Below are 14,309 nucleotides of genomic sequence, written 5' to 3'. Positions count from 1 at the left end.
AATACAGTCATGAATATAGAGTAATCTTTTTAAAGTATCATCTTAATTAAAAAGTTTAATACATTGAATATGATAATAAAGGTGATCACGATTTATCATTTTTCTTATTATCCACCTACAATAATGTTATCGACACGGACAGCTTCAAAAATACTTTTTGCAAAATATTAAAGCCAAAAAGTTCATCATCCCCAAAATGATAGAACAGTGTGCTTTACGTGTCATTTACCTTCGCTTAACCATTCCAATAATTCTCTAACATATCCAATAAATACCCCTTGCATAGAATTTTTCCTGCTCAATCACTCCCCTAAACGACGGTGTTTTACAGCATGATAGAATAATGAAAAAACCAAATTATATCGTAAATTTGCTCTCACATATACATTATTTTATAAAGCACTAAATTACTTAACGCATTGTGCTTGATATACTCTACATATTGCACTAGTTTAAATTTAGGCATATAATTATAAAGAATAGAGATCATGCAATCTGAAAATAATACTTTTATCTATACACTTATCCCTGCAGATACTAACTGCACAGCTGCAGCACAATAGTGGCTTAACAATCACAATCAAAATATTTTGTCCACTGACTCGAAATCCCGTATTATCTTATACGCAACTCTTGAAGAAGCATTTAATGAACTTGCTCAGAAAAAGGATGGATATCTCTTAAGCTGTGCTGCTTACCCTGATTTGCATACACTCATATTTACCCGTTTAGGTGATATGCAATTATTTGACAGCTTTATCATGCCTACTCACTCTATGGTTTTAGCTAAACGCAATAACGCTGATAAAATTAAAACCGTAGCGACTCATTCTGCCCCGCAATCTTTGGTAGCTCATCAATATGACAAAGTATTTGCCAACAGCAATGCTGATGCAGCCGTTCTTTGTAAGGCTGAAAAAGCCGATGCTTGTATCACAACATCGGTTGCGGCAAATCGCTATAGGCTGAGTATTGTCGAAAATTTTGGACAAGTGCCAATGGCCTTTTTGCTCCACTCACTAAAGTCAACTAATCATGAAAAAATCTGAAGCGATTCTTTCCATTGTTAACTTGGTTGACAAATTCCGTATGCGCCAAGAACGAGATGGGAGCATTAAGGAACCAACTTCAGCAGATAATAATATGATCAATGAATTGATCACTCTGCTGAACCACCATGCCAATATTCTTGACGGATTATCTCCAAAACTTTTAGCGACCATTTCTGATGATCTTCATCAGTGGATAATCAGCGGTTTAACGACCCCTCCTAAATTTGATAACACTTTGGCTGCTTTCAAAGCCCCATTACCAGATGCTCCCTTGTTTTTCTTGGCTCCAATGCGTGCAACAAATGGACCTGATCCAGAAGGATTCCGGCTGGAATTAGTTACAGGATATCGTCATGAAACGGCCTATCTGGCTGACGCCTCAAAATATACAAATAATTATGTATCACCATTTCAATGTATAAAAATGGGAATAGCATCAAGAGGTTTTTTAGAAGGCAATTGCATTGTTCTATTCCCAGAATCTGTAGCGGCTGCTCAAAAAATTGATAAGCAAGCATTTGCTTTGTTTTTTTTCAGTAAATTCTTTGATATTTACAATAAGCAAACAATTGTGGAAGCTGAACGTTTACTCGGTCGAGATAGTAAATTCCTGTTCGGTCAATTGCATAGTCGTAACTTATCTAAAAAAGACATTTACGATGCTCGCTGTTTGTGGGGCTATTATCATGACTATGCACATCATACCGGACCGCGGCCATTGGATAAAAATCTGTATATAAAATTAAATTGGTTTACAGGTCTTCTAGAAGAAACTAAAGTTGATTTAATTACAGTGCGTATTATGCTACAAAATCATCCAAAATTTTGGAAAGAAATAACTGAATTTGTCCTATTAGAACGCATATTTCGTTATCCACAAGATTCTGATCAGCATATGACATTCGATGCTGGTACAGGGATCTTGCTTTTTGAAATATTGATGCGGAACAAAGCATTGATTGAAACAAATCAAGGTTATCTTCAATTTGATTTGGAGCGTCTTGAAAAAGTAATAATATTGATGATAGCAGATATAGAAGCACTTGAAGCATTAGATGATGACGCTTATTTGGCAGGAGCTAAAGATTATATCCAAAATAATCTTGGAAAACTACAGACCTCAAAGTCACGATTTAATTTTTCAACATCATATTATGCACAGCGAGTGATTAGAGGATTAAATCATTGAGTTTTATAAAAGGACGGTTACTATTATTTACTTTTGCCATTCTAGCATTGTTTTCCATAAGTTGGTTATTATCTAAGAATTTGGTTAGCAATATACCCGTCATGCATACGGTTGGACTTAGGTTGTTTGCCACCGCTGCCACCTTATGGCTGATTGCAATATTTCGTGAGAAAGCTGTTTTCAGATCCCTACCATTGCTTTCCATGATACCTTCTTTTTTAATTCTCTCAGTGTTAGGATTTTCGCTGTATTTTGTATGCAGCTTTGGTGCATTAAAATCGCTCAAAGCCAGTGATTTAACTATGGTTCTCGCTACTATTCCAGGGATTACCTACATATTGGGTGCACTGACGAATAGCCTTACGTTCTCATGGTTAAAACTTATCGGTATGATCATTGTCAGTGTAGCGGCTATAGCATTTAATATAAACAGTGCAGAGGGTGGATATTACAGCCTAATAGGAACAGCTCTTGCTTTAACAGCAGCACTTTCTTACTCTGCTTATGGCTTATTGTCTAAACGTTATCTTAAAAATTTACCTTTGCTCACCTCATTGGCTTGGATCACGACAATTTCTGCAGCATCATTTATGCCATTATTTATTTTTGATCCTGCCCCACTCTTATATCTTAAGTTAGAAGATATATTTAAAATATTGATTTTAGGAACTGTTTGCTCGGCACCAGTTTACGTATTATACCAAAAAGTTTTAGCCGAAGGAGGCGTATTATACGCCAACACTATCGGCGTATTATCCCCTTTTGCAGTGATTGCATGTGAATGGATAATCGGCTCGAGCCCTTCTCTCAATATGATCAAAATAATTGCTATGATTGTAGTTGTTATAGGGATGACACTCTTATTTATAGATGCATCAAAGGTATCTACATGGCAACATAAACGCCATTCTCAAAACTCCAAATTTAATGAGGAAACAAAATGAAAAAACTCGCGTTAGTTTGCCAGCGCAATGCAAAATTACCATTTATATTTGAAGCAGCACAAGCAGCTAATATCGAATTAGTAATGATCTATGATACCGCTGAAAGCGTTCCCTCTCAACACCCTGCAGCAGTAACTTCAACTTGGCAACTTCCTGTTTTTGATAACCCAGAGGCAGCTCTAGACACTTTTGCAACGGGAGCAAAAGAACGCAATATTTCTGGGGTTATGACCCTTCGCGAAGAAGCCATCCTATGGACAGCTTTGGCTGCAAAAAAAATCAATACTCCAAGTATTGAACCAGAAGTAGCAGCATTAACCAGAAATAAATATCTCATGCGTCAAGCTTTTGCTAAAGCAGGCTTAAGAACACCAAGATTCTTTTATATAGATCATCCAGAAGACCTATCACAAATACAAGCCTTGGATTATCCACTCGTTATTAAACCCGTCTCTGGATGGGCAAGTGCAGGCGTAATGTTAGCTAAAAATTCCGCCGAACTTCCTGATCTCATTAAAGCCGTATGGAATGTTCAGCATAAAGACATGGCACGTTTTAATGATAAAAATAAACCTGTAGGTTTAGTTATAGAACAGTATTTGCCAGGAAAAGAGTTTGTCGTAGAATGCTTTGTTGATACAGCAGGTGTACATGTTCTGACCGTTGGAGACAAGGGACAGCCTGAGGGACCATGGTTTGAAGAAACAATTTATCGTCAACGCTGCGATATAGATGATCCTTTAATTATTGCTTTATGTGAGGCTGCATGCTCTGGAGTTAAAGCTCTTGGCATAAATATGGGTGCTGCCCATGTAGAGCTACGTCTAGATGCTAATAATTTACCTTATATAATTGAGATCGGCGCTCGTATAGGTGGATCAGGTGTCTCCCATTTTATTGTTGAGAAAGGTACAGGGATTTCATTTGCAAAACTATGTATGAATGCCGCTTTAGCTGAACCAAACCCAAACCTTCCCGATATACTCCCAGCTGAAAAAGTGGCTGCAAATTACATTATTCCTCTTCGTGGTCATGGACGGTTTTCTGGATTTTTTGGTCTAGATAAGGTTGCACAGCATCCTCAAACCGCCAGAACTATCATTTTCTTTGAAACCGATCATATTTCACCACCTCCACCAGCATTTGGTGGATATCCTGGTTTTATTTTCTCTGTTCATAACTCAAACGAAGAAGCACGCAATTACCATAAATGGCTTGATGACACCTTAAGCATCATATGGAAACACCACGTTTATCAATAGTCCGATAAAGATATTTCTACTGACCCTCAACTTTGATATAAATCTTATCGATACAAATGAAGTCACAATGCGAATGCGAATGCCTAAAACTTCGCAAATATCTTTCCATTAAAGATGCATATTTCAAAAAACAGAAATTGAGGGAAATATGATCTACTTTTACACCCCATTTTAATAAAAGCTCTTCAATGTTTCTGTATTTGAAACAATAATAAAAACTTCTAAACGACTTTTTCGATACGACCAACCTCTTCTCCCCACGTCTCAAAGAAGAAAAAAAGATCTTACAGCCCCCACTCTGATTTAAAAGTTATATTTCATATCTATTTCACAAATAAGACATGATCTTCTTCACATATTCAATACAGCCATTAGAACAATTTTTTAAAGCATTTATCATTATAAGAACTGAAGATGTTGAATTTGATGGTAAAAGTGTTCAAGCTTTACCACTTTTCTCATGATCCACCGACAACAATTCAAACGATACGAACAGCTTCAAAAACGCTTTTTGCAAAATTTTAAAGCACAAAAATGCGCATCATCCACGAAACGATAGAGCTGTATATTGTACATATCCCCTCCTTTGCTTAACAGCAAAAGCTCTTAAATCAACAGTCAACACACCTCCCTGCCTTTCATGATTGATATCAGCAACTTCAAACGACAATACTTTACAGCATAATAGGATAATAAAGCTACTATTTTAAAAAGCTGATGACGAATACATCCAAAATATCTATAGCCAAAATAACACAAATAGATTTACAGTCTCATTATCAATTTTTTTGAAACATTTAAGCCCCCCTATCAACCAGATAAAAAAATAAATCAACGTGATCCTTTCATACTTATTAAAACACATGATGCCATTATTAAAAGAAGCAATTAAAATTGCTGCACTATCAATGGTTTAAATCAAGGAAATAAAACAAAACTTTAAAAATCACATTTATTATTTTTAAAAAGATTTATTAAAAATGATAGCGCAAACCACCAGAAAAATGAACTCCAGAAAAACCAGCCTTGGTTAACCTATGCTGATAGCTAACATCACTGTGGAGTGTAACTTTAGAAGAAAACTGTGAATTGACACCCAAACCAACTTCTAAGGAAGAGCCAAAAGAACCCAACTGGAAAGCATCTTTAAAATGAACAAATTGTTCTTTATCAAAACAACGAGCAAGATGAATATTACCATAAAAAGAAGTGATCCGATCCTTTTCAAATGCTGTAAATGTTTTACTTAAACGTCCACCAATACGCACAAACCATTGACCTATTTTTTTCATCTCAACATCAAATCCATCAATATCACGAAACTTATCAAATTGAAGATGTTGATAAATAAGCTGGAGTTGCGGATCAAAAATAAGATCTTCATATCCTGTCATAAACACTTTACCAGCAGAAAACGAAACGTTCAAAGGATTTGCTTTTAATGTCGCCGTCTTACCCCAAGTATGGGTAAGCACATCCCCTTTAAACAAACCATAAGATAAAAGACCATCTACATAAAAACCAGTGTTGTGTTTCACACTACCGTATGTCGTAAATGACCATTTATTAAACGTACTCTTTTGGCTTTGTTCCACATTACGAGGTTGTAAGGAAAGCTTTCCATAGGTTCCCATAATCCCAAAAGATGTTGTACTATATGCGCTCTCTATTGTTTTGAGCAAAATGTTTGTTTTTATAGCATTATAATCAACATGACCATCGTACCCATATTTAAGTGTAGAAAGATCTGAGACATAACGATAACTCCCACCATAACCGTGGACAGATAAAGCAAAATTCCCTTCAACTTTTAATAATTTGCGAGGAATAGACTGCGTAACTTGCAATTCCTTTTGTTGATTACTGATATCCATGAGTCCAATATGAAACAAAGCATTTGGTAATAAAAGATAGGTTGGAACTTGTGGAACAACCTCTCTGACCTTTAACTCAGAATGAGGGATAACAGACGTCCCCAAAGAAGGCTGAATATACTTACTTTCAAGGCGAAAATCCCAAAAATGTCCATTTCCTTCAACCAATCTTTGAGAAATTTGTGCATTTCCAAGAGCAGAATCTGGACCATAAGCATGAAGATAATATCGGTAAGGCAACCCTTCTAATGCAATATAAGCACGATCTAACTGAAAAGAATCCTCTGCCGCTTTTCCAGAAACCTGAATAAGTGAAATACTATGAACATTTTCACCGGTTGCTATCTCACCTTGGTTTCCTGTGACAAATTGCACATAAACTGTCGTTTTTCCAGAAACATCACCATGTATCAAAAGCCGATCAGTCTTTTTATTATCGAGCAAACCATCACTACTGAAATGTGTATTGAGATAAATATCAGCACTTTCTTGCGCACTATAAACTTCTTTCTCTCCCTCCCCAATATAAAGTGTCTGATAATCCTGAAAAATTGGAGTTTCAAAAGCAATAAAACTATCAGAAACTTTCACAAATGAAATAAATGAACTTGTGCGGTTTGCAGCTTGCGAAGCTATCTCTCTTCTTTTTGTCAAAAACCATTTTGATCCCCTTGTCAAATAAAGCTCAGCAATAGAATCATCGGCAACACGAGTCCCTCCTATCAATGAAGAAGAATCAGCCAAAATCGCTACAGTCCCTCCCTTTTCAGCTGTTAATAATAAGTCACCAAAAATTTTTGTACCTTCTGTTACTGCAATATAACTACGACTATTATTACTGTGAATAGCTGTTCCATCTGGAACCTCAAAAATCGTCCTTTTCAAAAAGACAAGTCCCTGTTCATACCCATCATTCCCCCCATCCATCTCAAAATACATACCATGTTTATTACCTATTGCTTTAATTGTTGAATCTTCAATATTAACCCGCGAAATTAAAATATTTCCTTCCCTTCCATTATTGGACAGTGTGTTAGAATCTTGTCCAACTGTTAAAACATGAACATCCGTAGAAATAATATTAGTATTTTTTAAATAAACAGAGCCCTGATGTTTTACATTGAAAACTGTATGTGCAATCTTTTCACTTGTATTTTCATTGTCTTCTGTTTTTTGATATTTTGAAGTAATGGTAACACCATCTAAAGTCGCACTCCCCCCTCTCCCCACATAAAGCGCAGCAGCATCATTCACATCAATAAAACCACTTTTCATCTGAATACCCGCATCAGCCCTAACGAAAAGAGCACTCTCTTGACCGATACCCAAACCTTCCACTTTAATTTTTGTATTCGTTAACGTAACAGATGCTCCTCGCTTCTCTGCATAAGCTGCAATCTGAGAAGCCTCAATTGTTCCACGATTAACCTCAATCATTCCACTATCAGCTTTAAGACCTATTGACACATTTTTAAAAGCTGAATCACTCAAAACAATTCTTCCCCCTCGTGATACAAAAACACCATAACTATCTTCTATACCCGCAGTAGCTTCAACCTCTACACGCATTGCCTGAATAACTGTATTTGGCTCCTGCACTACTATAGCAGCAGGCAATATGAGAGAACTACCCTCCCCATTCTTTTCTTTAACAGGTACCGTGAACTTATATACTTTATCACTAATTGTATGCTTTACACCATCACTGCATTTATAAGGCAATTTGTTTTCGTCACATGACAGTGATGTATATGAATGAGAATGCGCCTCAATATTTATATTTAATAAAAAAGAAAAAATAGCTGCTGTAAAAACACACGAATACAAGTGATTTTTAGATACCTTGGTTATCATTGTTTTTCAAAACTCTCTTTTTTTCAACAAAACAAAAAATGCTGGCAAAAAAAACAAACCACGAATTAAACACAATAAGAATAAAACAAATTGATGTTTTTTGTTTTTTATGATAAATTATAGCATACTCATAATATGTTTTGTGTTTTGTGTAAAGAAAGAACAAAAAGTTTAAAAACACCATTTATGATGACAATCTCTTTAAAGAGTGCATCTCAAAAAACGCGAAAAATGTGAATTTTGAAGAGATATAATATTCAATTTATCTCACCACCGAAAAATAAAAATGCAACAAAATGATAACAATTTCTAAGATTTAAACAATCGAACCGTTTTAATAAAAATACGATATAATGAGATATGTTATATGAAAGCTATAACAGCATCATTTCTTTAACTACAATAAAAAAACAAAAAATCGCACACTAATTTATAACCTAATGTACACAATTTCTGTATTAAAAATGCTAGTATCTAACAAAAAAATTATCATAAAATGAAAAGATCTTTATATCAAAATTACTTGCATAATACTTTAGATCTTTTGATAAAATCTAAAATACAGTAAAACACTCACCATCTTAAAATTAAAAAACACCAAAATAAAATTTCATCAAAATCAGTTTTATGAAAGCTATCTGTTTATTATCATTAAAGCAGATATTTTAGCAAAGCTATTATTTGACATTCTTTATATTGAATAAATTTCTCTAAACAACAACTCACTATCCTCCACTATCATCATCTGACAACAACACTATTGCTAATCTCGTAGCTGATGAATATAACTATATTGGAGACAAAAGAGCTGTATTTTTCTCTTCTCCCGTTTAATATTTTCATTCAATTATTGATTTAAAATGAGTATTCTACTGTTGATGATCACTTGTGCAAAGCTTTTTTTATTTACTAGCGTTTTTTATCATTCATCAAGACGTAACATCTTTTTCGTCTAATTGGTACACCAAAAATATCATTATCTATAACCTGCTGATACCTTACTACCATTAAATTTGCTAAAAATGAATCACTTCGCGATACTGATAAAAGTAGATTCTCTTTGAATCTTGTGGTTTGTATCGATAACCTGCTTTAGTCATGCATTCATAAATTGCTGCAAACTCACTTGCACACGAATCCATATTTTCAGGAAAAGCGTAGATTGGCTGCCTGCCACATTTGAACAGTGCTTGTGAGATCGTAGATTCATTGACATTGGGCTTTTCTCATAATGCCAAGATCGATTGGAGGAGATTTGCTAACATATCCAGCAGAGCTTAATAAAATTATAACACTCAATAATTTCAATATTTTTCATTTTCCCCCTTCAATATTTACGATAGAAAGGCTGAAAAACTTGCTAGTATTTTCTCGCATACAAGATGGCTAGTACATTAAAAAAAAGAAACCCCGCCCCCCCATGCGAGAAAAAGAATATGAGGATTATTGATTACAGAAACATCAATACCTAAGGTTGACATTCAGGTTGTTCTTTATGCTCTTTACAATGAGGACTATTCAAACGCCTCTCTACACTTCGCTGAGGAATAACTGCATCAGGCTGACAAATTGGAAGATTTTCATATTTCTCACACCACTTCACCCTTCCCAATTTATCTCGGAAACCTGCTTGGATCATACATGCATTCTCTGCCTCCTCAGCATTGAATTTCTCATCCATACTTGTTTCTGTATCAAGCCGACCATCCAAATTCTGCACTCCGCATTCCAACAGAGCTTTTTTGATCTCAAGCTGATCTGCGCCGGGCTTTTCCCATGCATCTACAGCTGTTCGAGAAGGCTGTTCTTCGTAACATCCAGCCATAACAAATAAGGTTATCCCGCTTAATAATTTTAAAATATGCTTCATTTTCCTATCCTTGAGTAATTTTGGCACGAAACAATCTATAAATTATTTTACATGCTGTTTTTTATTTTCAAAACAATGATGGACATTATCAACCTTTATTATTTTTATCTTCCCGAAGATTATAACATTATTTTTATATCAAAAATACGGTAAAATTATTATTATCAATATTTTGATTACAACAAAAATAGATATTTTTATATTATTGCGCCTACAGTTGTAGTACCCATAAATAAATAGCATTGAAATGGTGAATTAAGCCCCCCGCGCACAGGCATGAAAAACATGAAGATAGGGATTGTTGATCATCATCAGCAAAAATTAAGGCTGATATTCAGGAGCGGTTTTATATTTTTTACAAAACGAGCTGTTCAAACGCTTCTTGACACTTCGTTGCGGGATAACAGCACTAGGACGACAAATGGAGAGGTTTTCATCTTTATTAAGTATAACACCAATATAGTCCTCCCCATTTGTAGTGGAATTTTGCTTGGATCATGCAAACATCAATGGAAGCCACTGCATTGATGCTTAACTTTTTATTTTCTGGAAAGATATCATAAGGAGCTGGCATGCCACATTCTAACAGTGCTTTTCTTACCTCAGTAAAGTCTGCTCTAGGTTTCTCCCAAGCACTCAAAACTCCTAGTGGGACTTGTCGATGTTATATCCAGCGATATTTGACAGAATGAGACCACTTAATAATTTTAAGATTTGTTGCATTTTTTTCTCCATAAATAACCTAAACCTAAATTATCTAAAATCGAATAAATTGGCATAATATGAAGCGTTCCATAGTGCATTGCACACGTATAAGGCGCATGACTATAAAAATTATAGGATCATAGGCGCCTAGCGCTCTCCTCTCCTTTCGCATGGGAATTGCTGGTGGAAATAATATATAGGGAAACTCCAAGGATACCTTATAAAAAGTAGGTGGATTGTGACCAAATCCTATACCAATGGGGTTAAGTAAATGGTTTTGTAGGTAAACACGACCTTTTTCGCCATCATTTACGACATATAATAGATTTTCTATCGATAGAGCCTTATCAGCTGTTCCCAAAAGATAGATATTGTTTCTTTGCTATATTGTGGATATCTCGCTTTTTAAAGTCACGCAATCCTTTACTTTGGGGGGCTACATGCACGAACAATCGCGACTGCATTGCCATTTAGCCCGCCAATCAAACTATTATCGATTTTGTGTTTTACATCTCTATAATCAAAACGTTTGGCTGCGCCCCTTACATCTTTTATGGTACCAAGAATGCCCACATTGACAGATCCTGTCACACCAACAAAGCACTTTTCAGGCATTTCTTGTATCTTAGAGATATCATAGTTTTCCGAAAGCGTGATATTATTTCCAGCATCAACGTTGACATCACACTCTGCTGAAACATTTGTCGGCTTACATGTTTACATCATGATCAGTAATAATCTGCACCTCTCTGCGCTTTGAAATAGGATTGAACGGAGCTATTTTCCTATTGATCGCTAGTGTCTTTCGCACTCGCACCCACAACAGAAGCACCGCTGCTGCTCTTTTCAATCTGAAAGCCAAAGCCTGTGTGCTCTTCCTGTGTACTTGAACTATGATTACTATGACCCACAATACAGTTGCGGAGTGCATTTTGTCCTTCTCCACTTGTGATAAAAATTATCCCATATCAATATTATAAAAAATAAGTTAGATCCTTGCTCTTTTGCTCGCAATAACAACAAGAATCGTAAAACTGTCACACGTTCATTGTTCTCTTTAATTTACTCTTCTATGAAATTTTATTGTGATACCTTACTGCTCTTTATTGAAGTTTTTGCAAACGCAATGATACAATGACTTTGATTATTCACTATTTTCTACCAACGCCAATCCTCTTTGAGAAAAAATAATAGACAATAAAAAACTTCTCCCCTTTACCCCATAACAACTCAAATATCCTTTTAAAGGATACAGAAGACTCCAACCCTTCTTTTCGAGAGAATACATCTAGAACTTTATCTTCGCTTCTAAAAGCAATAGTAGTTTCTTAAACAACAAAATTTAAACAACAAATTTTTTAAAGAGCTTATAAAATAATAAAAACAATAACTTATCTTGTAAAACAAAACTCCATTAATACGTTTAGAAAAAGATATCTGCCTATAATCTTGTCTCTATTAAAATCTATTTGCATTGTTAAGCATTTTAACATGAAAGACTTATATTGATTTCAAAGCTCACCATAAAAAAATGCCCAATATTTATATGATTTGGCCGTTAGCATAAGCAATGGCTCACAAAAACTTCCAAAGCAAAATAATAACGAGCAGATTTTTTTCAATCTCAATTGTTCTAATCTTTAGAGTATAACAATCAAACAACTGTTCTCCTGATGACATCAGTTATTTGTTTTGAGTTTTATCTCTATTCACATTTTATTGCTGTTTCTTTTGCTTAAAATTATAAAGTTTAAGTGCATAGAAACAAATAACAAGCCAAACAATCCAACTAAAACCTATAATTAAAATTGGCCGTGTCTCATCAAAATACCATAAGAGAATAAAAATAAAAACCATAAATAAAATAGAAAAAATCGATCCTATTGGCCAAAATGGAATTGGAAATTTTAAACCATTCTGTGCTTCTTTAGGCATCTTAATTCGCATAAAAAATTGTGAAAGTAGAATCATCATCCAAACAAAAACTGTCGCAAATGTTGCCATTGCAGCAATAAGAAAAAAAAGCTTTTCATGGTAAAAATAATTAAGGACAGCACCAAGAAGAAAAATACCGAAAATCATCAAAATAACAAAAATCGGTATACCATTTTTTGATAAATATTGAAACTTCTTTAAAGCATAACCTTCCTGCGATAAACCATGTATCATGCGACAAGCACCATACATTCCACTATTCATTGCAGAAATAGCCGCTGTAACAACAACAATATTTAAGATATTTGCCGCATATGAAATCCCAAGATTTTCAAAAATGGATACAAAAGGGCTGTCCATAAGACCAATCTCATTCCAAGGATAAAGTGACATTAAAATCGCTAACGTCATGACATAAAAAAGCAAAATACGAACTGGAGTAGAATTAATTGCCTTTGAAATTGTTTGATGAGGGTTTTGAACTTCCATGACTGCCATCCCAATGATTTCTATACCACCAAAAGCAAAAACAACAACACTAAAGCAAGCTAAAAAACCAAACCAACCATTGGGAAAAATACCACCATTTTTCCATAAATTATGAACAGTAACGGTAGAAAAATCTGCACCTTCACCCCACCCAAAAAAAATAATTGCTATTCCTAAAATAATCATTGCAATGATAGCGATAACTTTAATAGAAGATAGCCAAAACTCTAGTTCACCATAGACTTCTACAGCAGCTAAATTAATACCTGTAATGATTAATGTAATACTCAGTGCCCATACCCAAGGAGCAACATCAGGATACCAAAACCCCATATAAGTCGCAAAAGCTGTAATATCAGCCAAACCAACAAGAATCATCTCAAATACATATGTCCATCCCGTTAAAAAACCTGCTAATGGTGATATGTAATTTGCCGCATAACGAGCAAAAGAACCAGGTAATGGATTATGAAGTATCATCTCTCCTAGAGCCCGCATAACCATAAAAATAGCTAAACCAGCAATACAATAGGCAATCAAAACACTGGGACCCGCAAGCTTAATTGCCTGTGCAGACCCATAAAAAAGACCTGTTCCAATAGCAGAGCCAAGAGCTAAAAAAATAACTTGGCGCTTACTCATCCCTCTTTTCAGTTCATTTATTGCCATTTCTTTCCTTACTTTATTGAAATGCTGACAATCCACACCACGATAATAGCTCTATGAGAAATAAAGCCTCATGTTTCTTTCACAAATATATTTCAAAAAACATTGAAGACCAGCCAGTCCAACACTTTGCTCTAAACAATGAACAAATACTTTTATTGCGAACTATCTAGCTTTTACAGCCTGCAATTTCGTATTATTTTATTCAAATAAAGTGATAATGAATTTTTTTGTAATTGTCATTTAATTCATTTCGTATTCTCTAGTTTTTTACAGAGAAAATTAACCTTAATGTAATCTAAACTTTTAGGCTTTTATTTCAGTGCACTGAAATAAAAGCCTAAAAATTCATAACAAACGCATTAACTATGCGTACAATTAATTTTTTGTTACTTTAAGTAAACTCTCTTTGGGTCCAGAAAACAAACCTTTTACACCAATTGAACAGCTCAATCAATGATAATACGAA

The 14,309-nt window shown here is 34.8% G+C and carries 8 protein-coding genes and 1 pseudogene; 4 read left to right on the top strand and 5 right to left on the bottom strand.

What is annotated here, in order from left to right:
- The first annotated feature begins 590 nt into the window (after positions 1–590).
- From ACFIKG_RS04530 to ACFIKG_RS04515, 4 genes are read left to right on the top strand one after another with little or no spacing between them, the layout of a single operon-like run.
- Positions 591–1,049 (top strand): hypothetical protein, encoded by a 459-nt coding sequence (locus ACFIKG_RS04530; RefSeq protein WP_375626949.1) that lies wholly within the window; start codon positions 591–593, stop codon positions 1,047–1,049.
- Complete coding sequence (locus tag ACFIKG_RS04525; RefSeq protein WP_375651835.1) at positions 1,036–2,241, top strand: DUF6421 family protein; 1,206 nt, start codon at positions 1,036–1,038, stop codon at positions 2,239–2,241. Before ACFIKG_RS04530 ends, ACFIKG_RS04525 begins: the two co-directional genes overlap by 14 nt.
- A complete protein-coding gene (locus tag ACFIKG_RS04520; protein WP_375651834.1) occupies positions 2,238–3,185 on the top strand; it encodes a DMT family transporter in 948 nt (315 codons plus the stop codon). The genes ACFIKG_RS04525 and ACFIKG_RS04520 overlap by 4 nt, the downstream gene beginning before the upstream one ends.
- Positions 3,182–4,447 (top strand): acetyl-CoA carboxylase biotin carboxylase subunit family protein, encoded by a 1,266-nt coding sequence (locus ACFIKG_RS04515; protein WP_375651833.1) that lies wholly within the window; start codon positions 3,182–3,184, stop codon positions 4,445–4,447. Before ACFIKG_RS04520 ends, ACFIKG_RS04515 begins: the two co-directional genes overlap by 4 nt.
- A 974-nt stretch (positions 4,448–5,421) precedes the next feature.
- Here ACFIKG_RS04515 and ACFIKG_RS04510 read toward each other — a convergent pair.
- From ACFIKG_RS04510 to ACFIKG_RS04490, 5 genes and pseudogenes are all read right to left on the bottom strand, one after another.
- Positions 5,422–8,175, bottom strand: a complete 2,754-nt coding sequence (locus ACFIKG_RS04510; RefSeq protein WP_375651832.1) for an autotransporter outer membrane beta-barrel domain-containing protein — start codon at positions 8,173–8,175, stop codon at positions 5,422–5,424.
- A gap of 1,468 nt (positions 8,176–9,643) precedes the next feature.
- Positions 9,644–10,045, bottom strand: a complete 402-nt coding sequence (locus tag ACFIKG_RS04505; protein ID WP_375626958.1) for a hypothetical protein — start codon at positions 10,043–10,045, stop codon at positions 9,644–9,646.
- A 321-nt stretch (positions 10,046–10,366) separates the two neighbouring features.
- Positions 10,367–10,768: pseudogene (locus ACFIKG_RS04500) on the bottom strand (hypothetical protein).
- Between the two features lie 405 nt (positions 10,769–11,173).
- Positions 11,174–11,365, bottom strand: a complete 192-nt coding sequence (locus tag ACFIKG_RS04495) for a hypothetical protein (protein ID WP_375626960.1) — start codon at positions 11,363–11,365, stop codon at positions 11,174–11,176.
- A gap of 1,101 nt (positions 11,366–12,466) precedes the next feature.
- A complete protein-coding gene (locus ACFIKG_RS04490) occupies positions 12,467–13,843 on the bottom strand; it encodes an amino acid permease (protein WP_375626962.1) in 1,377 nt (458 codons plus the stop codon).
- Positions 13,844–14,309: the final 466 nt, after the last annotated feature.

This window comes from Bartonella sp. LB28NMGDW (genome assembly GCF_042194435.1).
Classification (GTDB): Bacteria; Pseudomonadota; Alphaproteobacteria; order Rhizobiales; family Rhizobiaceae; genus Bartonella; species Bartonella grahamii.
Note: the sequence above shows the minus strand (reverse complement) of the source record. Positions and strands in the feature narration are given on the sequence as shown.